A 21,961-nucleotide genomic window follows, 5' to 3' on the forward strand; every position below is an offset into this window, starting at 1 on the left:
GTGACACAGGCTCTCAGGCCGCCAGTCGGACCTCTGCCTGGTACGACGCCCTGGCCGGCCTCGCGCGGGGAAGGCCGGCCAGCCGCGTCTGGGCCAGGGACAGCAGGTCCGGCAGGCCAAGGCCGAGTGCGCGGGCGGCGGCCGCGAGGACCTCGGACGAGGCTTCCTTGCGGCCGCGCTCCAGCTCGGAGAGGTAGGGCATGGAGATCCGGGCGGCGTCCGCCACGTCCTTGAGCGTGCGTTCCTGGGCCAGGCGCTCGCGGCGCAGGACATCGCCGACGATGTCCCGCCAGAGAGGCTCCTTGGCCTCCGTGGCCTCCTTGCCCGGGGGGCGCAGAGGGATCACGCGGACCGCGCTCGGCCGAAGCGGCTGCTCGCGCCCCGGCGACTTCTGCGACTTCTGCGGCTCTTGTGCCTCGTGGCTGCTCACTCCCCCAGCCTAGGATCCGCACCGTCGCGTGGGCAGCACGCGGCGTTCCGCCGGGCGCGAAATCCCGGCTCACGGCGCGCTACTTCGGCGCCGAGCCCACCGACGACGCGTCCCGGCCCCAGCTGGCCAGCAGCCGCAGCCCCTGCGCCGACGCCGAGTCCGGCTCCGCGTGGTACATCAACAGGGACTGGTCGCAGTCGTCCGGCAGCTTCAACGTCTCGAACGACAGCGTCAGGTCCCCCACCAGCGGATGGTGCAGGTGCTTGACGCCGTGCCCCTTCTCCCTGACGTCGTGCGTGGCCCACAGCCCCCTGAACTCCTCGCTCTTCACGGAGAGTTCACCGACGAGAGCGGACAGCTCGGGGTCGTTGGGGTAGCAGCCCGCGTCCATGCGCAGGTAGCTGACGATGTCCGACGCCTTCTGGTCCCAGTCCACGAAGAGGTCGCGCGAGCGCGGGTCGAGGAAGCAGAACCGCGCCCAGTTCCGGTCGGCCGGCGCGAGCCGTCCCCAGTCGCCGAAGAGCGCGGCGGCGAGCGCGTTCCAGCCGAGGATGTCCGTGCGGCGGCCCACCACGTACGCGGGCACGGTCTGGATGGTGTCCAGGAGCTGCTGGAGCGCGGGCCGCATGTGCTGCTGGCGCACCGCCCGCTTCTTCTTGAGGGCCTTCGGCTTCGCGAGGCGCGTCAGGTGGGCGTGCTCGGCGTCGGTGAGGCGCAGGGCGCGCGCGATGGCGTCGAGCACCTCCCCCGAGACGTTGCGGCCGTTGCCCTGCTCCAGCCGGGTGTAGTACGCGACGGAGACCCCGGCGAGCTGGGCGAGCTCCTCGCGGCGCAGACCGGGCACCCTGCGGTGCCGCCCGAAGTCCGGCAGACCCACGTCCTGGGGCTGCAGCCGTGCCCTGCGGGTGCGCAGGAACTCACTCAGCTCCGCCCGACTGTCGAGGAGCGCGGGATTCTCGTCCATGCTTCCCAGTATCCAGGCTCGCCTTCCCGTATCCAGGCGCGTACGTCCCTGAGCCTGACCCCGCCAGTGGTAGGCACAGTGGTCGTAGGCAGAACGGGTGTCTGGGCGAACGCGCAGGTCACTGGCAGCCTCGATGACATGACTGAGCAGATCACCACCGTTTCCGCCTACGCCGCTCCCGCCCCCGAGGCGCCCCTGGAGCGGACCACCGTGCCGCGCCGCGCCGTCGGCGAGTTCGACGTCCTGATCGACATCAAGTACGCCGGGATCTGCCACTCGGACATCCACCAGGCCCGTGACGGCTGGGGCGAGGGCATCTACCCGATGGTGCCCGGCCACGAGATCGCCGGAGTCGTCGCGGAGGTCGGCCCCGGTGTCACCAAGTTCGCCGTGGGCGACCGCGTCGGCGTCGGCTGCATGGTCGACTCCTGCCGCGAGTGCGAGAACTGCAAGGCGGGCCTGGAGCAGTACTGCGTCAAGGGCAACATCCCGACGTACAACGGTCTCGGCAAGGACGGCGAGCCGACCTACGGCGGCTACTCCACGCACATCGTCGTCGACGAGGCGTTCACCGTCGGCATCCCCGAGGGGATCTCCCTGGACGTGGCCGCGCCGCTGCTGTGCGCCGGCATCACCACGTACTCCCCGCTGCGGCGCTGGAACGCGGGCCCCGGCAAGAAGGTCGCCGTGGTGGGTCTCGGCGGGCTCGGCCACATGGCCGTCAAGATCGCGCACGCCATGGGCGCCGAGGTGACCGTCCTTTCCCAGTCCCTGCGCAAGAAGGACGACGGCCTGCGCCTGGGCGCCGAGCACTACTACGCGACCAGCGACGAGGCCACGTTCGAGCAGCTCGCGGGCTCCTTCGACATGATCCTCTCGACGGTCTCCGCGCCGCTCCCGCTGGACAAGTACCTGGGCCTGCTGCGCTCGGAGGGCGCCTTCGTGAACGTCGGCGCCCCGGAGGAGCCGGTCTCCCTCAACCTCTTCTCGGTGATCGCCGGCGGCAAGACCCTCGCGGGCTCCATGATCGGCGGCATCCAGGAGACGCAGGAGATGCTCGACTTCTGCGCGGAGCACAACCTGGGCTCGGAGATCGAGCTGATCCGCGCCGACCAGATCAACGAGGCGTACGAGCGGGTGCTCGCCAGCGACGTGCGGTACCGCTTCGTGATCGACACGGCGACGATCTGAGCGGTGCGAACCTGATCGAACGCTGCCGAAGGCCGGCCGGGACCGCACCCGGCCGGCCTTCGGCATATCCGGGGGTCCGGGGTCCGGGGTCCGGGGTCCGGCGTCCGGCGTCCGGCGTCTGAGGTCCGGCGTCCGGCGTCCTAGTCCCGATGGCGCACCGCACTCCGGTCCCCGGGACCGATCCGGCATCCGCCGCCCGCACCTAGCGTGGTCCTCACCAACCCGTGCCGGTCAGGAGGTTCCACGATGTCGATCGAGCTGAACCACACCATCGTCGCCGCCGAGGACAAGGAGGCGTCAGCCCGGTTCCTCGCGGAGATCCTGGGGCTCGAGGTGAGTCCCCAGTACGGCCCGTTCATCCCGGTGGAGATCCCCAACGGCGTGACCCTCGACTTCTACGACGCGCCCGGCGACGGCGCCCCGCTCACGCCGCAGCACTACGCCTTCCTCGTCTCCGAGGACGAGTTCGACACGATCTTCGGGCGCATCGAGGAGCGCGGCCTCCCCTACTGGGCCGACCCGCAGCACAAGCACGCCCAGCAGATCAACACGAACGACGGTGGCCGCGGCGTCTACTGGGACGACCCGTACGGCCACGTCCTGGAGATCATCACCAGGCCCTACGGCAGCGCGGGCTGACCCTGCCCCAGGAACCCGAGCAGCGGAGCGCGGACGGTCATTCCTCCCGCAGGTCGGCCACGAGCCGGAAGCGCTGGAGGACGAGGGGCGTCGTGTCGTCGACGGTGAAGCCGGGGTCCCCGAGCGCCGCGCGCATCTCGGCGCCGTGCCAGAACTCCTCGTGCTGTACGCGCCATTGGGTCACACTCGTGTACCCCTCGCCCTCGTCCACGGCATGCGCGAGGTCCACGTCGGCGAGCGGCACGACGCGGACCTCCGTCGTCTCGATGATCCCCACGGGACGTTCGTCGGAGTCGACGACGATCGCGCGCTCCCCCACCACCGGCAGCGGCTCGCCCTCGTGCTCGTAGTCGACGACGAGCCCCGTCGTCGAGGTCTTGGACCCGTCGAGGACGGCGGCGACGAGCTGGTCGCGCAGCGGTCCCGGGAAGCCGAACCCTGCCGTGGGCAGGGGGGCGGGGTCGGACGCGTCCGGTGGGATATTCGTCATGGGGGCCATGGAGGCACAGTAACGACACGGCGCCGACGGGTTCCGGCGATACGTGATCGACGGTCCCACCGGCGCCGCACCCGAGCCGACATTCCGCTCAGATCTTCAGAACATCAGAACCACACGCTCACTTGCCGTAGTACGCGTTGTAGATCGACAACGTCGACTTGTTGCCCTTCTTGTCCGCGATCTTGGCGTGGAACGAGATCGCCTTGTTCTTCGCCGGGTTCTTCACGGAGATCTTCCCGTTGCTTACCGTGACCTTCTTCCAGGTCTGGCCGTAGTCGTACGAGACGTACACGGCGAGGGACTTGAGGTTGGCACCGGCCGCCGAGCCGAGGACTTCGACCGGCACGGACTGCTTCTTGTCCGCCTCCGCCCTGCTCCACAGGTCGACCGCCGGCCTGAACCGCGCCGCGGAGACGGGCAGCCTCGCGTTGTCCGCCTTCTTGGAACGGAACGAGAAGCTCGCGTCGACGCGCGTGGTGGCCGCGCCGATCGTGACGCTGCGCTTCACGGACGTCGTCAGCCGGTACGCGGCGTCGCCCGCCGGCACCTTGAACGGCTTCTGGCCGGTCAGCGGGTCCTCGTTCTCCCCGATTCTGGTGCCGTTGCGGTACAGCGTCGACTTCACCGAGGAGAACACCGAGGAACCCACGTGCGTCTGACCGTCCGCGAACACCGGGAGGCGACCCACGATGCCGTTGCCCCGCCGGTAGACGCCGTACTCGCCGCCGATGCGCGGGCCGAACACGGCCGTGTTGAACGTCTTCCCGTAGCTCTGGCCCGCCTTGAAGGTCTGCGGGGCGCCCAGCGAGTAGCTCGCCTCGACCGTCGGGAAGCCCTGCTCGTCGTCCGGGCCGTTCTGCTCGAACTCCATGCCCCACTTCACCTTGTCCCCCGTGGAGACGTGGAACGTGCGGGTGGTGGGCAGCTTGTTCGGGAGGGAGACGGACGCGGAGCCGTAGTCATCGGACAGGACGCCGTACGCGCGCAGCGAACCGGTCTTGCCCCGCGTGGACGCGCCGAGACCGGCCTTGACCGTGGCCAGCTCGCTCGTCCTGTAGTGCTTGGTGTAGCCGGTGGCCAGCTGCCTCACCGGGCCGCCCGCGACGGTGTCGTACTCGGCGCTGTCGCCCTGGGCCCAGACGGACGCCCACTGCTGGGTGAGCTTGACGCCGGTCGGGGCGGCGCCGAGGGCGCCGGTGCGGAAGTTCTCGTACCCGTCGAGCAGCCAGCCGAAGCCGGTGGCCAGGTCCGGGGTCTCCACCGTGTAGTCGGGCGAGGCGAGCACGCTCTTGGCGTCGGCCGAGGGCACCGTGACGTCGACCGGCTTCGCGGTCCGCGCGTCGACCGTCACCGTCGCGTCCTTGGTGATGTCGAGCTTCGGCTGGTACATCCAGTCGTTGCCCTTGGAGAAGTCCTGCGGGTCGACCGCGATGTCCGAGTCGAGGACGTAACTGCCCTTGGGCACGCGCACCTTGACGGTGCCGGACGGGTCGTACGGCGTCAGGCCCTGGCCCTTGGCCAGGCCCATGATTCCCTGGAGGTAGACGTCATACGTCTTGGTCGGCTGCCCGTCGCGCCCGATGAACTTCAGCGTGAGGTCGTACGACTCCACCTCGCGCATCACCGCGGCCGCGGTGCGCACCGACTGGCCGCCGCCCTTCGCCGTGATGTACGCGGAGTACGCGCCGTCGACCGTGCCGCCGAGACGGGAGTCGGCGGTCACGTCGACGGAGGCGGTGCCGCCCGCGGGGACGGTGACCTTCTTCGCGCCGAGCGTGAAGAATCCGGTCGGGGCCGGACGGCCCTTCGGGTCGGTGGCGGTCGCCGTCAGGTCGAGGGTGACGTCGTTCTTGCCGAGGTTGCGGTACGTCACCTTCTTGGTGACCGGCTTGTCGTCGGCGTGCGGCCACTGCTGCGTACCGAAGCTCACCGACACCGGGTCCGCGATCACCGTCTGCTTGATGGCCCTGTCGACGGCGATACGGCCCGAGCCCTGCTGGAACGCCGTGTACGCGCCGCCCTTGGTGGAGCCGGTGAGCGCGCCCTTGAGCTCGGGCTGCTTCCAGTCGGGGTGCTGCTGCTTGAGCAGGGCGGCGGCGCCCGCGACGTGCGGGGTCGCCATCGACGTACCGGAGATCGTCAGATAGCCCTCGGGCTTCTGGCCGACCTCCCGCTCGATGACGGAGCCGGGCGCCGCGGCGGCCGTGATGTCCACGCCGGGCGCGGTCACGTCGGGCTTGATCGCGCCGTCACCGACGCGCGGGCCCTGGCTGGAGAAGTCCGCCAGCTTGTCGTTGTCGTCGACCGCGCCGACGGTCAGGGCGGCGTCCGCGCTGCCGGGCGAGCCGACGGAGCCGGGCTCGCCGTCGTTGCCCGCGGCGATCGCGAAGAGGATGCCCTTGTCCTTGGAGACCTTGTCGACCTGCGCTTCGAGGGGGTCGACACCGGGGGTGTCACCGCCGCCGAGGCTGAGGTTGACGACGTCGGCGCCCTCGGCGGCCGCCCAGTCGATGGCGGCGATGATGCCGGAGTCGTCGCCGTATCCGTCGTCGCCGAGGACCTTGCCGTTGAGCAGCTTGGCGCCGGGTGCGACGCCCTTGAACTTGCCGCCCGACTTGGCGCCCGTGCCGGCCGCGATGGACGCGACGTGGGTGCCGTGGCCGTAGCGGTCCTTGGCGTCGGCCGACTGCGAGAAGTTCTTCTCGGCGATCACCTGGTCCTTGAGGTCCGGGTGGGTGGCGTCGACGCCGGTGTCCAGGACGGCTATCTTGACGCCCTTGCCGTCGTACCCGGCGGCCCAGGCCTTGTCGGCGCCGATCTGCTTGACGCTCTTGTCGAGGCTGGCCCTGCGGACCCCGTCGAACCAGATGTGGCCGATGCCGGACGCGGTGGTGCGGGTCGCGCCCTTGCCGCTGGTGAGCGCGGCCCACAGGTCGGCCGCGTCGCGCTTGGGTGTGGCGACGGCGTCGGCGTTCAGCGACTTCAGGGTCCTGCGGACCGTGGTGTCACCGGCGGCGCGGACGTCGGCCTTGGCGGTGTCCGCGGCGCCCTTGTAGCCGACGATGACCCGAAGGCCCTTCTTCTGCACCGCGCGGTTGCGCTTCTTGTTCAGCTCGGTGACGTCGAACAGCCGCGGGTCGATCTTTCCGTCGGACAGCAGGCGGCGCGCGTCGGCGGGTATCAGCAGGGTGTGCCCGCCGGTGCGCCGTACCTGTACGGGTATGTGTTCGCGTCCCTTGGCCCGGTCGAGGCCGATCACGCGGCCCGTGGGGTCGAGGACGGCGCGGTCGCCGGTGATCAGGGTGACGTGGGTCGTGCGGGCCTGTCCCGCGGTGGCCGGTCCACCGGTGGCCTGTGCCCCGTTGCCGGTTCCCCCCGTGGCCGGTGTCGCGGTGGCCGGGCTGGTCATGCCCGCCGCGAGGGCCACGGCGACCGCCGTGGCGATCCCCGCCCCGTACGCTCTCTTCACTTGTCTGTGCAAGTCTCCCCCTGGAGGTAAAGGGGCTCCCGCCCCTCGGAGGTCGAAGTATGCCGAGGGGGGAACAGCTGCTCAACAGTGGGGCGGAAGTGGGGAGTTGTGCGGCCGAAAACCATCGCGGAACGCCAAAAAGCGGCCCGGACCCCGTCGGGGGTGCGGGCCGCTCTCGTACGACATGCGTCAGCGTCGAACGGCGGGATCCGGCACAGCGGTCAGACGGCGGAGCCGGCCTTCCACTGGGCCCAGTCCATGTTCCAGCCGTTGAGGCCGTTGTCCGGGGCGACGACCTTGTCACCGGTGTTGCGGACGTCGACGACGTCACCGGTGATGGAGTTCTCGTAGAACCAGGAACCCGGGGTGCTCTTGTCGCCCGCGCCCTTGGCGTCCTGGAGGCCGATGCAGCCGTGGCTGGTGTTGGCGCCGCCGAAGATGGAGGGCGAACCCCAGTAGTTGCCGTGGATGAACGTGCCGGAGTTCGACAGGCGCATGGCGTGCGGCACGTCCTTGATGTCGTACTCGCCCTTGCCGTCGCCGTCCTTGAAACCGACGGTCGCGCCGTCCATGCGGGTCTCCTTGAACTTCTCGGAGATCACCATCTTGCCGTTGTACGTCTTGTTCTGCGGCGAGCCCGCGGAGATCGGGATGGTCTTCACGACCTTGCCGTCCCGCGTGACCTTCATCTGCTTCGTCTTGGCGTCGACGATGGAGACCTGGTTGCGCCCGATCTTGAACTGGACGGTCTTCTGCTGCACGCCGTAGACGCCGTCGGCACCCTCGACGCCGTCGAGGTTCATCTTCAGCGTGACGGTGGAGTTGCCCTTCCAGTAGTCCTGGGGTCGGAAGTCCAGGCGGTTGTTGCCGAACCAGTGCCCGACGATCTCCTGCCCGCTGTCGGAGGACACCTTGACGGCGGACTGGACCTCCTTCTTGTTAGTGATCCCCTTGTCGAAGTTGATCGACACGGGCATACCGACGCCGACCGTGGAGCCGTCCTCGGGCGTGAAGTTCCCGATGAAGCTGTTGGCCTTCGAGACGGTCGTGAAGGACGAGTTCTCGTGCGCCTTGCGGCCCTCGGAGTCCTGGGCGGTCGCCGAGATCTTGTACCTGGTGGCGCGCTCCAGCTGGCCGACGGGCTTCCAGCTCTTCTTGTCCGCAGCTATCTGCCCCTTGACGGGCGCGCCGCCGTCGGCCGGCGTCATCGTCACGTCCGTGAGCGTGCCCTTGCTGACGGTGACCTTGGCCGCGCTGTTGATGCTTGCGTTGTCGGAGCCGTTCTTCGGGGCGATCGCGATCTGGGCGACGGAGGTCTTCTTGGCGGCCGCCTCGTCGACCTGGTTCTGCGACTCCTTGCCGCCCGAAGCCTTGTCACCGTCGTCGCTGCTGCACGCCGAGAGCACGAGCACGCCGCCCACGAGGGCGGACACGGCCGCGACGCCCTTGCGTCCACGCCCGGTCCTGCGGCGCCTACTGTCCGTCATCACACGCATCTCCATAGTTGCCGAATCCCCAAGTCAACCCCCGAGGGTCCCCCGCAACCCCGCATAACGTCCTGCCCGGTTCGTCCCGTTCCACTATCGCGAAGAGTGTGGGGAACACCACGTTCGCGGTACTGGACCGATCTGGACCGACTACTCGTCTTTCTCCCGTCGACCACCGTGCACGGTGAGACGACTGAACCCCGGGCGGCGGTTGCTGCCCGGGGTTCCCGATTCCGGATTCTTCAATCCCGACTGGCCCTACGACAGCGCGCCACCCCGTCCACCCCGGCCACCCGCATCCTCGTCGTCCCCATCATCCCCATCGTCCTCGTCCGTCTCCCAGTCCGGCGAATCGGGGTCGTAGTCGATCATTTCGCTGCTCCACGAGGCCTGGCTGAGTTCGGTGCCGGGCACCTCGCTGACCAGGTCGAAGGGGTCCACGAGGTAGGCGATCGCCTCGGCGACGTCCTCCTGGACGGCGCTCTCCGCGTGCGCGCGCTCCTCGGTGGGCATCTGCTCGTCCTCGGCGATGCGGCCGAGCGCGGCCGAGGTCACCTTCCCGGCGTCAGCCACCTCGACGACCATTTCGACTCGCAGCCGTACAAAGCGTGATGTCTCGTCTCCACTCATACGACGGAGCGTACGGCCCCGTCACCTCGCGACTTTCCCGCGACCCGCACCTTTCATTAGCATCGCCCCACACGGCCAATTCGCCAGCGCCACAAGGGGGATCCGATTCCGTGTCCGCACGCCGATCGTTGCTGACCACAGCCGCCGCCGGAGCCGTTCTCGGTGCCCTGTGCTTCGTCCCCTCCGCGAACGCGACGTCGCCGACGTCGCACGACGCCCCCCGCGACACCCGCCCCGCGACGTCGGCGGCGACCTCGTCCGCTACCTCGACCGCACCCCACCACGAGGCCACCGCGGCCTCCGCGCCCCGCCTCGCGGAGACGGGTGGCTTCGACACGACCCCCTACGTGGTCGGGGGGACGGCGTTCCTCGGGCTGGGGGCGGCCTTCGTGGTCTTCTCGGTACGCAGGGAGCGGGCGGAGGGCGAGGCGGCGTACTGACCCCGTGCGATGCACCGCCCCGCGCGGTCCCACGGGGGGGCCGGTGTCTTTGGGGGTGGGCGGGGGCGTCCGGGGTTGTGCGGAGTGTGGCGGTTCCGGGCCGGCAGTAAAGGGCGCTCCCTGCGGTCGCGTCGGCTTCGCCGATTCCGCTGCGCTCCACCCTTGACTCCCGTCCCTCCACCGCACGTTGACTGTGACCCGGACGCCCAGGGGTGGGGCCGCCGGGGGGGGCTGGGATGGGTCATTCCCTTTGCCTGCCGGGTGCGGCCCGGTCCAACGCGAGCCGACGTCACGGTCGGGGCTCGGCTGCCCCAGCGGCGTCGCCGCTCGGGCCATCCCCTCGCGCTGCCGGGTGCGGACCGGTCCAACGTGGGCCGACGTCACGGTCGGGGCGCGGCTGCCCCGGCGGCATCGCCGCTCGGGCCATTCCCTTGCGCTGCCGGGTGCGGCCCGGCCCAACGCGAGCGCACGCTACGGTCCGGGCTCGGCTGCCTCAGCGGCCCAGCCGCTCGGGCCATCAGCCATCGCTGCCGGGTGCGGACCGGCCCATCGTGGGCGGCCGCCAGGGTCGCGCTCGGTCAGACCATTCATCGGTCGGTCGGTCGCCTGCCGCTCCGCCGGGGCACCTACTTTGGGAAAGTTGCGAATGGAGTCCCCGCGCGCCCCCTCTTCACTCCCAATGCGCCGCCCCGGATGGGAGTCTGCCGAGGCGCACGAGGCGGCGCGCGGGGCGCGTCAGGGGGGCGCGCGACGGACTGCTTCGCAACTTAGCGAAAGTTGATGCCGCCCCCCGGGCGATAGGTCGCGTATCCGAGACGGGCGGGGCGTGCGGGGCGCGACAGGGGGGCGCGCGGCGGATCGCTTCGCAACTTTCCCAAAGTAGGTGCCGGACCGGGCAGCGACCCGAGCGTTGGGCAGCACCCCGGGCGCGTGACGGTGATTCACGATGGGCCGATCCGCACCCGGCAGCGAGAGGTGGTGGCCCGAGCGGCGAGGCCGCAGGGGCAGCCGCGCCATGACCGTAGCGTGCGCTCGCGTTGGACCGGGCCGCACCCGGCGGCGAGGGGGGATGGCCCGAGCGGCGATGCCGCTGGGGCAGCCGAGCCGGGGCCGTAGCGTGCGCTCGCGTTGGACCGGGCCGCACCCGGCAGGCAAAGGGAATGACCCATCCCACACCCCCCGGCGGCCCCACCCCTGGGCGTCCGGGTCACAGTCAACGTGCGGTGGAGGGACGGGAGTCAAGGGTGGCCCGAAGGGACATCGGCGCAGCCGACGCGCAGCGCAGCGGAGCGCCCTTTACTCCCGGCCCGGAACCGCCACACTCCGCAAAACCCCGGACGCCCCCGCCCACCCCCAAAGACACCGGCCCACCACGACTGACCCCGGCCAGGCAACGTACCCGCAGACCGGCCAGTCGGCCAGTTCGGCAGGGAGGATGTTTCGGGTGACGTTCGCGGGGACGGCTTCGCCCCGGGGCCCGCGCGGCGGGACGAGTACGCGTACTCACCGGGCCCCGCACCCCGCTCATCAGGGCAGCAGGAGCCCACGGATTCCCTCTCTCGCCGGTCGATCGGGTGACCCTTGGCCCTCGGCAACATGGGCGGCCGGGACGGTGGCTAGGCATGCGGTTATGAGATTCGAGCCCCGGCACATGAAGCCCGGAATCCCCCGCGTCCGCCGCGTCCGTCTCGTCGGCACCGTCTGCGCCATCGTCGCATCGGCCGCCCTGGTGACGGGCTGCGGGGACGACAACAGCAAGACATCCGCCTCGGCGCCCTCCGGCGCGGCGAAGGAGGCGGCCTCCCCGACCAGCAGCGCCACCGACAAGGCGTCCCTCACGGAGGACCAGAAGGAGCGCAAGGCGCTACTCGGTGCCACCAAGGTCACCTACAGCAAGGCCGCCGAGACGGCGCTGGACAAGGTGCCGGGCGGCAAGCTGACCGACCTCGACCTGGACGGCGTGGACGACGACGACCACGACGGCGACCGCGCGAGCGCGAGCCCCAGCGGTAGCGCAAGCGCGAGTGCGAGTGCGAGTGCGAGCAGCAGCCCGAGCAGCAGCACCAGCGCACGCGCCGGCACCCCGCAGTGGGTCGCCGAGGTGGCCGAGAAGGACGGCACCGTGCACAAGGTCCGCATCGACGCGGCCTCCGGCAAGGTGATCAGCTCCATGCCCGACAAGGACCAGGACGCCGACGACAAGCGCGAGACGGCCAACTGGCTCTCCCGCAGCAAGCAGACGGCGCAGCAGGCCGCGAAGGTGGCCACGGACAAGAAGAAGGGCACCGTCACCTCCGTCAGCCTGGACGACAACGACAGCGGGGGCGTCGTCTGGTCCGTCGACGTCGTCACCGATGACTGGAACAAGACCGACTTCGACATCGACGCGGTCAAGGGCAAGATCACCCGCGAGCACGTCGACCGCGACTGACGTGCCGCCAGGAACACCAGGAACACGGAAGAGGGTGCCGCCACCAGGTGACGGCACCCTCTTCGGCGTAAGAGCCGTCCGCTACGCCAGCGTCCCCGTCACCGGCTCCACCGCCGCCACCAGCGCACCGGCCCGTACGAACGCGTCCGCCGCCGCCAGGTCCGGCGCGAGGAAGCGGTCGGGACCGGGGCCCTCGACGCCCGCCTTGCGGACCGCCTCGATGACCGCACGCGACGCCGGCGCCGGGGAGAGGCCCTCGCGCAGCTCGACCGCGCGCGTGGCGGCGTACAGCTCGATGGCCACGATGCGGGTCAGGTTGTCGACGGCAGTGCGGAGTTTGCGGGCGGCCGACCAGCCCATGGAGACGTGGTCCTCCTGCATGGCGGAGGACGGGATGGAGTCGGCCGACGCCGGGACGGCGAGCCGCTTCATCTCGCTGACCAGCGCCGCCTGCGTGTACTGGGCGATCATCAGGCCGGAGTCGACGCCCGCGTCGTCCGCGAGGAACGGCGGCAGGCCGTGCGAGCGGTTCTTGTCCAGGAGCCGGTCCGTGCGGCGTTCCGCTATGGAGCCGAGGTCCGCCGCGGCGATCGCGAGGAAGTCCAGGACGTACGCGACGGGGGCGCCGTGGAAGTTGCCGTTGGACTCGACGCGGCCGTCGGGCAGGACGACGGGGTTGTCGACGGCGGCGGCCAGCTCGCGCTCGGCGACCAGGCGCGCGTGCGCCATCGTGTCCCGGCCCGCGCCCGCGACCTGCGGGGCACACCGCACGGAGTACGCGTCCTGCACGCGCGGCGCGTCGTCCTGGTGGTGCCCTGTGAGGCCCGACCCTTCGAGGACCGCGAGCATGTTGGCGGCGGAGGCGGCCTGGCCGGGGTGCGGGCGGATGGCGTGCAGCTCGGGGGCGAGGACCTTCGCCGTGCCGAGCAGCGCCTCCAGCGTCAGCGCGGCCGTGATGTCCGCCGACTTGTAGAGGTTCTCCAGATCCGCGAGGGCCAGGATCAGCATGCCGAGCATGCCGTCGGTGCCGTTGAGGAGGGCCAGGCCCTCCTTCTCGCGGAGCTCGACGGGGGTGATGCCGTGCGCGGCGAGCAGCTCGCCCGCGGGCCGCACCTCGCCGTCGGGGCCCTCGGCGTCGCCCTCGCCCATCAGCGTCAGCGCGCAGTGGCTCAGCGGCGCGAGGTCACCGGAGCAGCCCAGCGAGCCGTACTCGTGGACGACCGGCGTGATGCCCGCGTTCAGGACGTCGGCCATGGTCTGCGCGACCTCGGGGCGTACGCCCGTGTGGCCGGAGCAGACCGTCTTCAGGCGCAGGAACATCAGCGCGCGGACCACCTCGCGCTCCACGCGCGGGCCCATGCCGGCCGCGTGCGAGCGGACGATGTTGCGCTGCAGCTGGGCGCGGAGGTCGGGGCCGATGTGGCGGCTGGCCAGGGCGCCGAAGCCGGTCGAGACGCCGTACACCGGATCGGGCTTGGCGGCGAGCGCGTCGACGATCTCGCGGGCGGCGGCGAGCGCGGACAGCGCCTCGGCCGACAGTTCGATCCGTGCGTTCCCGCGTGCGACGGCGACGACGTCCGCCGCGGTCGTCCCGGAGGTCCCAAGGGCCACGGTGCCCACGCTGTGCATATCCATATTCAGCAGCGTACGGATTGAATCGCCAGGTGTCACGGGTGGGTTTGGTCCGGGCCACTTACCGGAAGCCATGAGCACCCCGGCCGTCCCCGCGCCGGTCCTCCGGCCGCGGCTCCCGGCCCCGGAACTTCCGCCGCTCCCCCGCCTCGGGCGCCCCCGCGGGCGCGTCGGCGAGGCGGATCACCGGGTCGTCCGCCCCCTCGTGCCCGCCCTCGCGCCCCGCCACCACCGGTTTCACCGCGCGCGCGGCCTTCGCGCGATACTGCGCCGCGTCGGCGAGACGGAAGAGGCGGCGGGCGGAGCGCACCGGGCCGATCGGGTCCCCGGTCGACGCGACACCGCACGCGACCCCGTCACCGAGCTCCAACTCGGCGGCGCGTACGCAGAGTTCATCGGCGACCCGCACCACCTCGTCGGCGGTGGGCCCCACGGAGAGGAGGCAGAACTCGTCGCCGCCGAGCCGCGCCGACAGCGTTCCCGGCAGCATCGCGCCGCAGAGCGAGAGGACCGAGCCGAAGCGTTCGAGGAGGCGGTCGCCGACCGCGTGGCCCCGGGTGTCGTTGACCCGCTTGAGCCCGTTCACGTCGCAGACGACCAGGCTCACCACGGCGCCCTCGGCGAGGTGCCGCTCCACCGCCTCGTCGAGTCCGAGGTCGACCGCGCGACGGTTGGCGAGCCCCGTCAGCGCGTCCGTGAAGGCCAGTCTGCGGGCCTCCTCCAGACGCTCGGTCTGCGCGATCCCCGCCGCCACCACCGCCGCGAGGACCGTCGCGAGGTCGGCGTCGGCCCGGTCGAAGACGGGGGCGCCCGGCGCGCGTGCCACGTACAGCTCGCCCCACGCCCGCCCGTGCAGCACGATCGGCGCGATCACGCAGCAGCCGCGGCCCCGGCGGCGCAGCGCGGCCACCCGCTGGTGGCAGTAGCCGGCCGCGCGGGGGCCCGCGGGGCCCTCGGCCGTCTCGACCCAGGCGTGCGGCTCGCCGCCGCCCGCCCAGTGCTCGTGCAGGAACTCGGTGATCTCCGGGAACTGGTGGACGGGGTACGCCTCGTTCTCCGGGAACTCCTCCTCGCCCCGGGCGCGTTGACCCGCGTTCACCAGGACGCGCAGCCGTCCCGTGTCCCGCTCCCACACGGAGAGCGCGGCGAAGCTGCCGTTCAGCGCGTGGCAGACGCCGACGGCCGCCGCCCGCCAGGACTCGCGCGGAGTGTGCGCGGCGGCCATTCCCTGCGCCAGCTCCACCACGGCCCGCAGCCGGACGTCGTCACCCATTTCCCCAGATTAGGAGGTTTGCGGGGTTTTGGAACTTCGGGGCGGGGCGCACCCGCCGCGCCGCCGCGCTACTCGCCCGGCCACTGCGGCTTCCGCTTCTCGTTGAACGCCGCCACACCCTCCGCCCGGTCCGCCGAGAACGCCACCGTCCGCCACGCCGCGTCCTCGACCTCCAGACCGGCCCGCAGGTCGAGCCCGTGCCCGAGGCGCAGGGCGCGCTTGGCGGCGCGCAGGCCGACGGGCGAGTTGGCGGCGATACGGGCGCCGAGCGCGAGCGCCTCCGTACGGGCCTCGCCCTCCCCCACGAGGAGGTCGACCAGACCCAACTCCCTTGCCTCCGCGGCCTCCACGCGGCGCGCCGAGAAGATCAGCTCGGCGGCGCGGGCCGCCCCCACACGGCGCGGCAGGAGCTGCGTGCCACCACCGCCCGGGATGACGCCGACGGAGACCTCGGGGAGCCCGACGACCGCGGTCGGGTCGGCGACGATCATGTCGCAGGCGAGCGCGAGCTCGAAGCCGCCCCCGAGTGCGAAGCCGTGCACGGCGGCGACGGTGGGCATGGGCAGGTCGAGGACGCCGGTGTAGGAGGCGCGGGTGGTGGGGCGCTGGCGGCGCAGCTCGGCGTCGCTGAAGGAGTTCCGCTCCTTCAGGTCGGCGCCCACGCAGAACGCCCGCTCGTGGGTGGAGGTCAGCACGACCACGCGGGCGTCGCGGTCCTCGGCGAGGGCGGCGCAGGCGGCGGCGATGGAGCGGGCCATCTCCGTGGAGACGGCGTTCATCGCCTTGGGCCGGTCGAGGACGAGTTCGACGACGCACCCGTGCCGCCGGACCGCCACGTACTCCCCGTACCGCTGCTCGTCACCCATGACGCTCCTCCACCTCCGGTTAACGGTCGTTACCCGGCGATCATGTCAGCCGGGCCCCGGCCCGGGAAGGGCTCAGCCCCGGCGGGCCAGCAGCCACGGTTCGACGACGCCGAGGCCTCGCACGGGCCGCTGCCACATCGGCTGGAGCGCGAAGCGGTACGAGGGCGGCTCCTCGCCCTCCTTCTCCGCCTGGGCGGCCTCCTCCGCCGCCGCCGCCTCGGAGGCGGGCGCCTCGCCCGTCCGCGTCAGCTCCTCCGCGAGCGCGCCGTCGACGAGGACGGCGTCCCGTGGCGCTATCGACGTGAGGCGGCTCGCGAGGTTCACGGTGGTGCCGAAGACGTCGCCCATCCGGGTCGTCACGGTCCCGAAGGCGATGCCGACGCGGAGCTCCGGCATCGTCTCGTCGTTGGCCATGGTCTCGATGAGCCGCAGCGCGATCTCCGCGGCGACGCCCGCGTCGTCGGCGGCGTACAGCACCTCGTCGCCGAGGGTCTTGATGAGCCGCCCGCCGTGCGCGGCCACGAGGTCCGCCGCCGTGGTCTCGAAGGCCTCGACGAGCTCGCCGAGCTCCTCCTCCTCCATGCGCCGGGTCAGCCGGGTGAAGCCGACGAGGTCGGCGAAGCCGACGGCGAGGCGCCGGTCGACCATCTCCTCGTCGTCCGCGGCCTGCACGACCCGGCCGGTGGCGGCGGCGAGCTGGCGCCGCCAGACATAAACGAGGAACTCCTCCAGCTCGGGCAGGAGCAGTTCGACGAGCGGATACGTGACTTCGGTGCGGGTCATGCCGGGCTCGGGCGGCTCGGTGAGGCCCTCGAGGAAGGAGTCGATCTGCCACTCGGCGAGCCGGGCGGTGGTCTGCCCCGTCGACCGTGCCACCTGCACGGCCATGGCCTCGCTGAGCAGCCCCGCCTCGACGAGGCCCGCGAGGCGGCGCAGGGCGAGCACGTCCGCCTCGGTCAGCGCCTTGGCCTGGCCGATGTCGGGAAAGCCCATGGCGCGCCAGAAGCGGGACGCCAGCTCCATCGAGACACCGGCGCTGCGGGCCGCCTGGAAGGGGGTGTAGCGGCGGTCGGCGCCGAGGATGAGCTGTTCGAGGCGGAGGGCCAGGGGGTCCCTCTCCGCGTCGCCCTCGCCGTCCCCGTCCACCTCGGGCACCCCGGAGACACCCGGCACCGTGCCCTCCGCCCCGCCGTCACGGGCGGCCACGGACCCAGCGGTACGGCCGGACCCGCTGTCGTGGGCGGGGTGTGCACCCTCGCCGGAGCCCGTGTCGTCGACGGTCACGCCTGCTGCCCTTCCGATCTGCCGCGGTCAGGTATCGACCGGCGTCAACTTTACGGCAGGTGTGCCGCAGCTCACGTACGACTCCCGCGACCGCCTTCTTGACTCGGCCGGGGGAGCGCTCCCGCTTCCTGCCCTCGGGCGCCCGCCGCCCGCACCCGCGGCACGCCGCACCGTCACCCCGCCGGGCGCAGATGCACGATGTCCCCGGCCCCCACCGGCTCCTGCACCCCCTCCTCCGTGGCGAGGACCAGGCGGCCGTCGCCGTCCACCGCGACCGCCTCGCCCACGACGGACCGGTCACCGGGGAGCTCCGCGCGGACCCGGCGGCCGAGCGTCGCGCAACCCGCGGCGTACGCCTCCTGGAGCCGGGAGGCGGCCGGGTCGCCGTCGGCGCCGCGCCAGTCCCCGTACCACTGCTCCAGGGAGCGCAGGACGGCCCGCAGCAGCGGATCGCGGTCCGTGGTGGCCGCGCCGGCCAGGGCGAGGGAACCCGCCGTGGGGACCGGCAGCTCGTCCTCGCGGAGCGTGACGTTGATGCCGACGCCGACGACGACGCCCCCGCCGGACGCGGACCCCGCCCGCTCCACGAGGATGCCGCCCGCCTTGCGCTCCTGGCCCCCCACGGTCACCAGAAGGTCGTTGGGCCACTTGAGTGCCGTGTCCACGCCGGCCACCCGCGAGAGCCCCGTGGCGACGGCGACACCGGTGAGCAGCGGCAGCCAGCCCCACCGCTCGACCGGCACTTCGTCGGGCTTGAGGAGGACGGAGAAGAAGAGGCCGGAGCGGGCGGGCGCGGACCACCGGCGGTCCAGGCGGCCGCGGGCCGCGCTCTGCTCCTCGGCGACGAGCACCGCGCCCTCGGGCAGCTCGTCCGCGCGCGCCGCGAGGTCGGAGTTGGTGGAGCCGGTGGCGGCCACCACGTCCAGGGAGGACCACAGACCACCGTCCCGCAGCAGGGCCCGCCGCAGGGAGGCGGCGCCGAGCGGCGGCCTTTCGAGGTCGGACCAGCGGTTGTCTTCAGCATCTGACGGCGTCATGCAAGCCACCTTAGGTGTGGTAAACGCCGCACTGCCGAACGGTATCCACGCCGATACGCTACGGGTCAGTAGCCAGCCGCACAGCCGTAGACAAGCCCCTTTGAGCAGGCAGGGAGCCGCATCCCGATGTCCGAGCCGGAAGAGCCCAACGTGCCCGCGTCAGACCGCAGCGCCGATGACGGCGCCGATGCCAGCGCCATCGACATCCATACGACCGCGGGAAAGCTCGCCGACCTGCAACGCCGCATCGAGGAGGCCAAGCACGCCGGTTCGGCCCGCGCGGTCGAGAAGCAGCACGCCAAGGGGAAGCTGACGGCCCGCGAGCGGATTGAACTCCTGCTCGACGACGGCTCCTTCGTGGAGCTGGACGAGTTCGCGCAGCACCGTTCGACCAACTTCGGCCTGGAGAAGAACCGGCCGTACGGCGACGGCGTGGTGACCGGTTACGGCACGGTCGACGGCCGCCCGGTCGCCGTGTTCTCGCAGGACTTCACCGTCTTCGGCGGAGCGCTCGGCGAGGTCTTCGGCCAGAAGATCGTCAAGGTCATGGACTTCGCGCTGAAGACCGGCTGTCCGGTCGTCGGCATCAACGACTCCGGCGGCGCCCGCATCCAGGAGGGCGTCATGGCCCTCGGGATGTACGGCGAGATCTTCCGCCGCAACACGCACGCCTCCGGTGTGATCCCGCAGATCTCCCTGGTCGTCGGGCCGTGCGCGGGCGGCGCGGTCTACTCCCCCGCCATCACCGACTTCACGGTCATGGTCGACCAGACCTCGCACATGTTCATCACCGGGCCCGACGTCATCAAGACCGTCACCGGTGAGGACGTCGGCTTCGAGGAGCTCGGCGGCGCGCGCACCCACAACTCCACCTCCGGGGTGGCGCACCACATGGCGGGCGACGAGAAGGACGCCATCGAATACGTCAAGTCCCTTCTCTCCTACCTGCCTTCGAACAACCTCAGCGAGCCGCCCGCCTTCCCCGAGGAGGCCGACCTCGCGCCCACGGACGAGGATCTGGCGCTGGACACGCTGATCCCGGACAGCGCCAACCAGCCGTACGACATGCACGGCGTCATCGAGCACGTCCTGGACGACGCCGAGTTCTTCGAGACGCAGCCGCTGTTCGCGCCGAACATCATCACCGGCTTCGGCCGGATCGAGGGCCGCCCGGTCGGCATCGTCGCCAACCAGCCGACGCAGTTCGCGGGCTGCCTGAACATCGACGCCTCCGAGAAGGGTGCCCGCTTCGTCCGGACCTGCGACGCGTTCAACGTCCCGGTCATCACCTTCGTCGACGTGCCGGGCTTCCTGCCGGGCGTCGAGCAGGAGCACACGGGCATCATCCGGCGCGGCGCGAAGCTGATCTACGCGTACGCGGAGGCCACCGTCCCGCTGATCACCGTCATCACGCGCAAGGCGTTCGGCGGCGCGTACGACGTGATGGGCTCCAAGCACCTGGGCGCCGACCTGAACCTCGCCTGGCCGACCGCGCAGATCGCGGTGATGGGCGCGCAGGGCGCGGTGAACGTGCTGCACCGCCGCACGATCGCCGCGGCGGGCGACGAGGCGGCCCAGGAGGCGGCCCGCGCACAGCTGATCCAGGAGTACGAGGACGCCCTGCTCAACCCGTACACGGCGGCCGAGCGCGGCTATGTGGACGCGGTGATCATGCCGTCGGAGACCCGGTCGCATCTCGTACGCGGCCTGCGTCAGCTGCGCACCAAGCGGGAATCCCTCCCTCCGAAGAAGCACGGCAACATCCCCCTCTAGTCCCTCAGGGAGGGCTCATGATCAAGGTCGTACGGGGCAACCCGACCCCGGAGGAGCTGGCCGCCGCCCTGGCAGTGGTCCAGGCGCGCGCCGCGGCGCTGGCGGGGGCGCAGTCCGGCGCGCCCGCACTCCCCGATTCCTGGGCCGACCCCGCGCGGGTGGCCCGCCACCGGCTGTCCGCGCCCTCGCCCACCGCCTGGGGCCGCACCTACTGGCCCGGTTAGGGCCTGGAGCGGCGCGGGTCGGGCCGGGGAACTTGAGTACGCGTACTCAGGCGCCCCGGCCCGTCCGGTCGCAGTATCGACTGCATGCTGTGGTCGGATCCGGAGAACGATCCTCCGAAGGACATGCGGGACCTGCAGGCGAAGATGCGCCGTGCGGGCCTCGTCCTCGCCCTGGCGATGGTCGTCGCGATGTTCGTGCTCGGCATCCATTGAGTGCCCCGCGCCGGCCGGCACAGCGCCTACGCTGACCCGCATGACTGATCAGCCCCGCCGCCTCGTCCTCGCCTCCCAGTCCCCCGCCCGGCTCGGCCTGCTCCGGCAGGCGGGCCTCGCCCCCGAGGTGATCGTCAGCGGCGTCGACGAGGACAAGGTGTCCGCGCCCACCCCCGCGGAGCTGGCCCTCGCGCTGGCCGAGGCCAAGGCCTCCGTGGTCGCCGCGCGGCCGGAAGCCAAGGGCGCGCTGGTCGTCGGCTGCGACTCCGTCCTGGAGCTGGACGGCCAGGCTCTCGGCAAGCCGGCCGACGCCGAGGAGGCCACCGCCCGCTGGAAGGCCATGCGTGGCCGCGCGGGCGTGCTGCAGACCGGCCACTGCGTCTACGACACCGCCTCGGGGCGCTACACGTCGGCGACGGCGTCGACCGTGGTCCGCTTCGGGGAGCCCTCCGACGCCGAGATCGCCGCGTACGTCGCGAGCGGCGAACCGCTGCACGTGGCGGGGGCGTTCACCCTGGACGGCCGCTCGGCGCCGTTCATCGAGGGCATCGAGGGCGACCACGGCAACGTCATCGGCCTCTCGCTGCCGCTGCTGCGCCGCCTCCTGGCGGAACTGGGCGTGGGCATCACGCAGTTGTGGCAGCCGTAAGAGCTGCCCTCGGACCAATGGCTCAGGCGGGCTGCGGGGCGCCGTTCTCGGGCGCTCCGCCGCCCTCCGCCGCCCCGTCCTGCCGCGCCTTCCTCTCGTACGCCACGAGCGGCAGCACGATCAGGCCGAGGACGACCATCATGAAGACGAAGGCGGTCCAGCCCAGCAGGCCGACGCAGAAGGCGCCGAGCAGGCCGTGCACGACGGCGCAGCTGATCAGGACCAGCCGGCCGAAGGTGCCGGGGGCGCGGTCGCGGGCCGCGGTGCGGGCCAGGACGACGGCGCACAGCGCGAGGTAGCCGCCGAAGAGGAGTCCGGCGATCCAGGTCGACACGGTCATCGTGTGCGGGTCGAGGCCCGCCAGGGACATGTCCTGCTTGTCGACGACGTGGCCGAGGAACCAGTTGAGGAGCGCGATGCCGAGCGCCTCCGCGAGGAGAACGATCGCGCCCACCCAGGCCACCGGTCTGCGCGCCACGGCGCCCCACCCACTTCCGCTCCGCTGTTACCCCTGGTACGTCGCTTCACCATGAACGCTACTAACGGGTAAACCCCGGGACAAGAGCTGTGCCGCAGGCAAAGAATCATTGGGCCATTCGTAGGGACTCCACAAAGAATGCCGCGCGTCCGCAGCGCGGGCGGACAGAGACCTTGACCACACCGGAGGGCTACGCTGCCGTGGAGGGACCCTGTCTACGGCGGTACGACAAGGGATTTCGCGGAACCAGCCGGCCTCGAGTCACACTCCGTGTGGGCAAGCTCACCATTGGGGACGGGTCGTAAGCCCGTGTCGGCAGTCCCTAAACTCGGCTTGTTTCAAGGAGGGAGCC

General features: G+C 71.5%; 20 protein-coding genes. 8 read left to right on the top strand and 12 right to left on the bottom strand.

The window, feature by feature from the left end; translation table 11 throughout:
• Positions 1 to 13 precede the first annotated feature (13 nt).
• Positions 14 to 430, bottom strand: coding sequence for a helix-turn-helix domain-containing protein (locus ACFVYR_RS17460; RefSeq protein ID WP_384259888.1), 417 nt, complete (start codon positions 428 to 430; stop codon positions 14 to 16).
• 79 nt (positions 431 to 509) lie between these two features.
• On the bottom strand, positions 510 to 1,394 hold the full coding sequence (locus tag ACFVYR_RS17465; protein WP_384259885.1) for a helix-turn-helix domain-containing protein: 885 nt from the start codon (positions 1,392 to 1,394) through the stop codon (positions 510 to 512).
• A gap of 138 nt (positions 1,395 to 1,532) precedes the next feature.
• Here ACFVYR_RS17465 and ACFVYR_RS17470 point away from each other — a divergent pair, with 138 nt between their 5' ends.
• The gene (locus ACFVYR_RS17470) at positions 1,533 to 2,585 is read left to right on the top strand and encodes an NAD(P)-dependent alcohol dehydrogenase (protein ID WP_384259883.1); all 1,053 of its coding nucleotides are present in this window, start codon (positions 1,533 to 1,535) and stop codon (positions 2,583 to 2,585) included.
• Positions 2,586 to 2,831: 246 nt separating this feature from the next.
• Positions 2,832 to 3,224, top strand: a complete 393-nt coding sequence (locus ACFVYR_RS17475; protein WP_384259881.1) for a VOC family protein — start codon at positions 2,832 to 2,834, stop codon at positions 3,222 to 3,224.
• A 37-nt stretch (positions 3,225 to 3,261) separates the two neighbouring features.
• Here the strand turns inward: ACFVYR_RS17475 and ACFVYR_RS17480 are convergent, their stop codons facing one another.
• The 4 genes from ACFVYR_RS17480 to ACFVYR_RS17495 all read right to left on the bottom strand — a co-directional run bounded on the left by ACFVYR_RS17480 (position 3,262) and on the right by ACFVYR_RS17495 (position 9,309).
• The gene (locus ACFVYR_RS17480; RefSeq protein ID WP_384259879.1) at positions 3,262 to 3,714 is read right to left on the bottom strand and encodes an ASCH domain-containing protein; all 453 of its coding nucleotides are present in this window, start codon (positions 3,712 to 3,714) and stop codon (positions 3,262 to 3,264) included.
• A 127-nt stretch (positions 3,715 to 3,841) separates the two neighbouring features.
• Positions 3,842 to 7,192, bottom strand: coding sequence for a S8 family serine peptidase (locus ACFVYR_RS17485; RefSeq protein ID WP_384259876.1), 3,351 nt, complete (start codon positions 7,190 to 7,192; stop codon positions 3,842 to 3,844).
• Positions 7,193 to 7,413: 221 nt separating this feature from the next.
• Positions 7,414 to 8,679, bottom strand: coding sequence for an Ig-like domain-containing protein (locus ACFVYR_RS17490; RefSeq protein WP_384259874.1), 1,266 nt, complete (start codon positions 8,677 to 8,679; stop codon positions 7,414 to 7,416).
• Between the two features lie 258 nt (positions 8,680 to 8,937).
• Positions 8,938 to 9,309, bottom strand: coding sequence for a hypothetical protein (locus ACFVYR_RS17495; protein WP_384259871.1), 372 nt, complete (start codon positions 9,307 to 9,309; stop codon positions 8,938 to 8,940).
• Between the two features lie 110 nt (positions 9,310 to 9,419).
• Here ACFVYR_RS17495 and ACFVYR_RS17500 point away from each other — a divergent pair, with 110 nt between their 5' ends.
• Together ACFVYR_RS17500 and ACFVYR_RS17505 are read left to right on the top strand one after the other, a co-directional pair.
• On the top strand, positions 9,420 to 9,749 hold the full coding sequence (locus ACFVYR_RS17500; RefSeq protein ID WP_384259869.1) for an LAETG motif-containing sortase-dependent surface protein: 330 nt from the start codon (positions 9,420 to 9,422) through the stop codon (positions 9,747 to 9,749).
• Between the two features lie 1,630 nt (positions 9,750 to 11,379).
• Positions 11,380 to 12,180: a PepSY domain-containing protein gene (locus tag ACFVYR_RS17505; RefSeq protein ID WP_384262362.1), complete on the top strand. Its 801-nt coding sequence runs from the start codon at positions 11,380 to 11,382 to the stop codon at positions 12,178 to 12,180.
• 81 nt (positions 12,181 to 12,261) lie between these two features.
• On the opposite strand, the gene hutH is transcribed toward ACFVYR_RS17505, so the two are convergent.
• From hutH to ACFVYR_RS17530, 5 genes are all read right to left on the bottom strand, one after another.
• Positions 12,262 to 13,815 carry a histidine ammonia-lyase gene (hutH, locus tag ACFVYR_RS17510; protein WP_384262360.1) on the bottom strand — a complete coding sequence of 518 codons (1,554 nt, stop codon included), beginning with the start codon at positions 13,813 to 13,815 and terminating at the stop codon, positions 12,262 to 12,264.
• Positions 13,816 to 13,873: 58 nt separating this feature from the next.
• Positions 13,874 to 15,085 (bottom strand): diguanylate cyclase domain-containing protein, encoded by a 1,212-nt coding sequence (locus ACFVYR_RS17515; protein ID WP_384262357.1) that lies wholly within the window; start codon positions 15,083 to 15,085, stop codon positions 13,874 to 13,876.
• A 68-nt stretch (positions 15,086 to 15,153) separates the two neighbouring features.
• On the bottom strand, positions 15,154 to 15,951 hold the full coding sequence (locus ACFVYR_RS17520) for an enoyl-CoA hydratase/isomerase family protein (RefSeq protein ID WP_384262355.1): 798 nt from the start codon (positions 15,949 to 15,951) through the stop codon (positions 15,154 to 15,156).
• Between the two features lie 72 nt (positions 15,952 to 16,023).
• Complete coding sequence (locus ACFVYR_RS17525) at positions 16,024 to 17,124, bottom strand: adenylate/guanylate cyclase domain-containing protein (RefSeq protein ID WP_384262366.1); 1,101 nt, start codon at positions 17,122 to 17,124, stop codon at positions 16,024 to 16,026.
• A 284-nt stretch (positions 17,125 to 17,408) separates the two neighbouring features.
• Positions 17,409 to 18,272 (bottom strand): biotin--[acetyl-CoA-carboxylase] ligase, encoded by an 864-nt coding sequence (locus ACFVYR_RS17530; RefSeq protein WP_384262353.1) that lies wholly within the window; start codon positions 18,270 to 18,272, stop codon positions 17,409 to 17,411.
• 126 nt (positions 18,273 to 18,398) lie between these two features.
• Between ACFVYR_RS17530 and ACFVYR_RS17535 the strand changes: the two genes are divergently transcribed.
• The 4 genes from ACFVYR_RS17535 (at position 18,399) to ACFVYR_RS17550 (ending at position 21,131) form a co-directional block, all read left to right on the top strand.
• Entirely contained in the window at positions 18,399 to 20,045 is a 1,647-nt protein-coding gene (locus ACFVYR_RS17535; protein ID WP_384262350.1) for an acyl-CoA carboxylase subunit beta, read from the top strand.
• Between the two features lie 17 nt (positions 20,046 to 20,062).
• Positions 20,063 to 20,269 carry an acyl-CoA carboxylase epsilon subunit gene (locus ACFVYR_RS17540; protein ID WP_384262348.1) on the top strand — a complete coding sequence of 69 codons (207 nt, stop codon included), beginning with the start codon at positions 20,063 to 20,065 and terminating at the stop codon, positions 20,267 to 20,269.
• An 84-nt stretch (positions 20,270 to 20,353) separates the two neighbouring features.
• Positions 20,354 to 20,482, top strand: coding sequence for a morphogenic membrane protein MmpB (mmpB, locus tag ACFVYR_RS17545; RefSeq protein ID WP_384262345.1), 129 nt, complete (start codon positions 20,354 to 20,356; stop codon positions 20,480 to 20,482).
• A gap of 40 nt (positions 20,483 to 20,522) precedes the next feature.
• A complete protein-coding gene (locus ACFVYR_RS17550; protein ID WP_384262343.1) occupies positions 20,523 to 21,131 on the top strand; it encodes a nucleoside triphosphate pyrophosphatase in 609 nt (202 codons plus the stop codon).
• Positions 21,132 to 21,153: 22 nt separating this feature from the next.
• Here the strand turns inward: ACFVYR_RS17550 and ACFVYR_RS17555 are convergent, their stop codons facing one another.
• Positions 21,154 to 21,609: a hypothetical protein gene (locus ACFVYR_RS17555; RefSeq protein WP_384262341.1), complete on the bottom strand. Its 456-nt coding sequence runs from the start codon at positions 21,607 to 21,609 to the stop codon at positions 21,154 to 21,156.
• Positions 21,610 to 21,961 lie beyond the last annotated feature (352 nt).

Source organism: Streptomyces sp. NPDC058284, assembly GCF_042881135.1.
Lineage (GTDB): Bacteria > Actinomycetota > Actinomycetes > Streptomycetales > Streptomycetaceae > Streptomyces.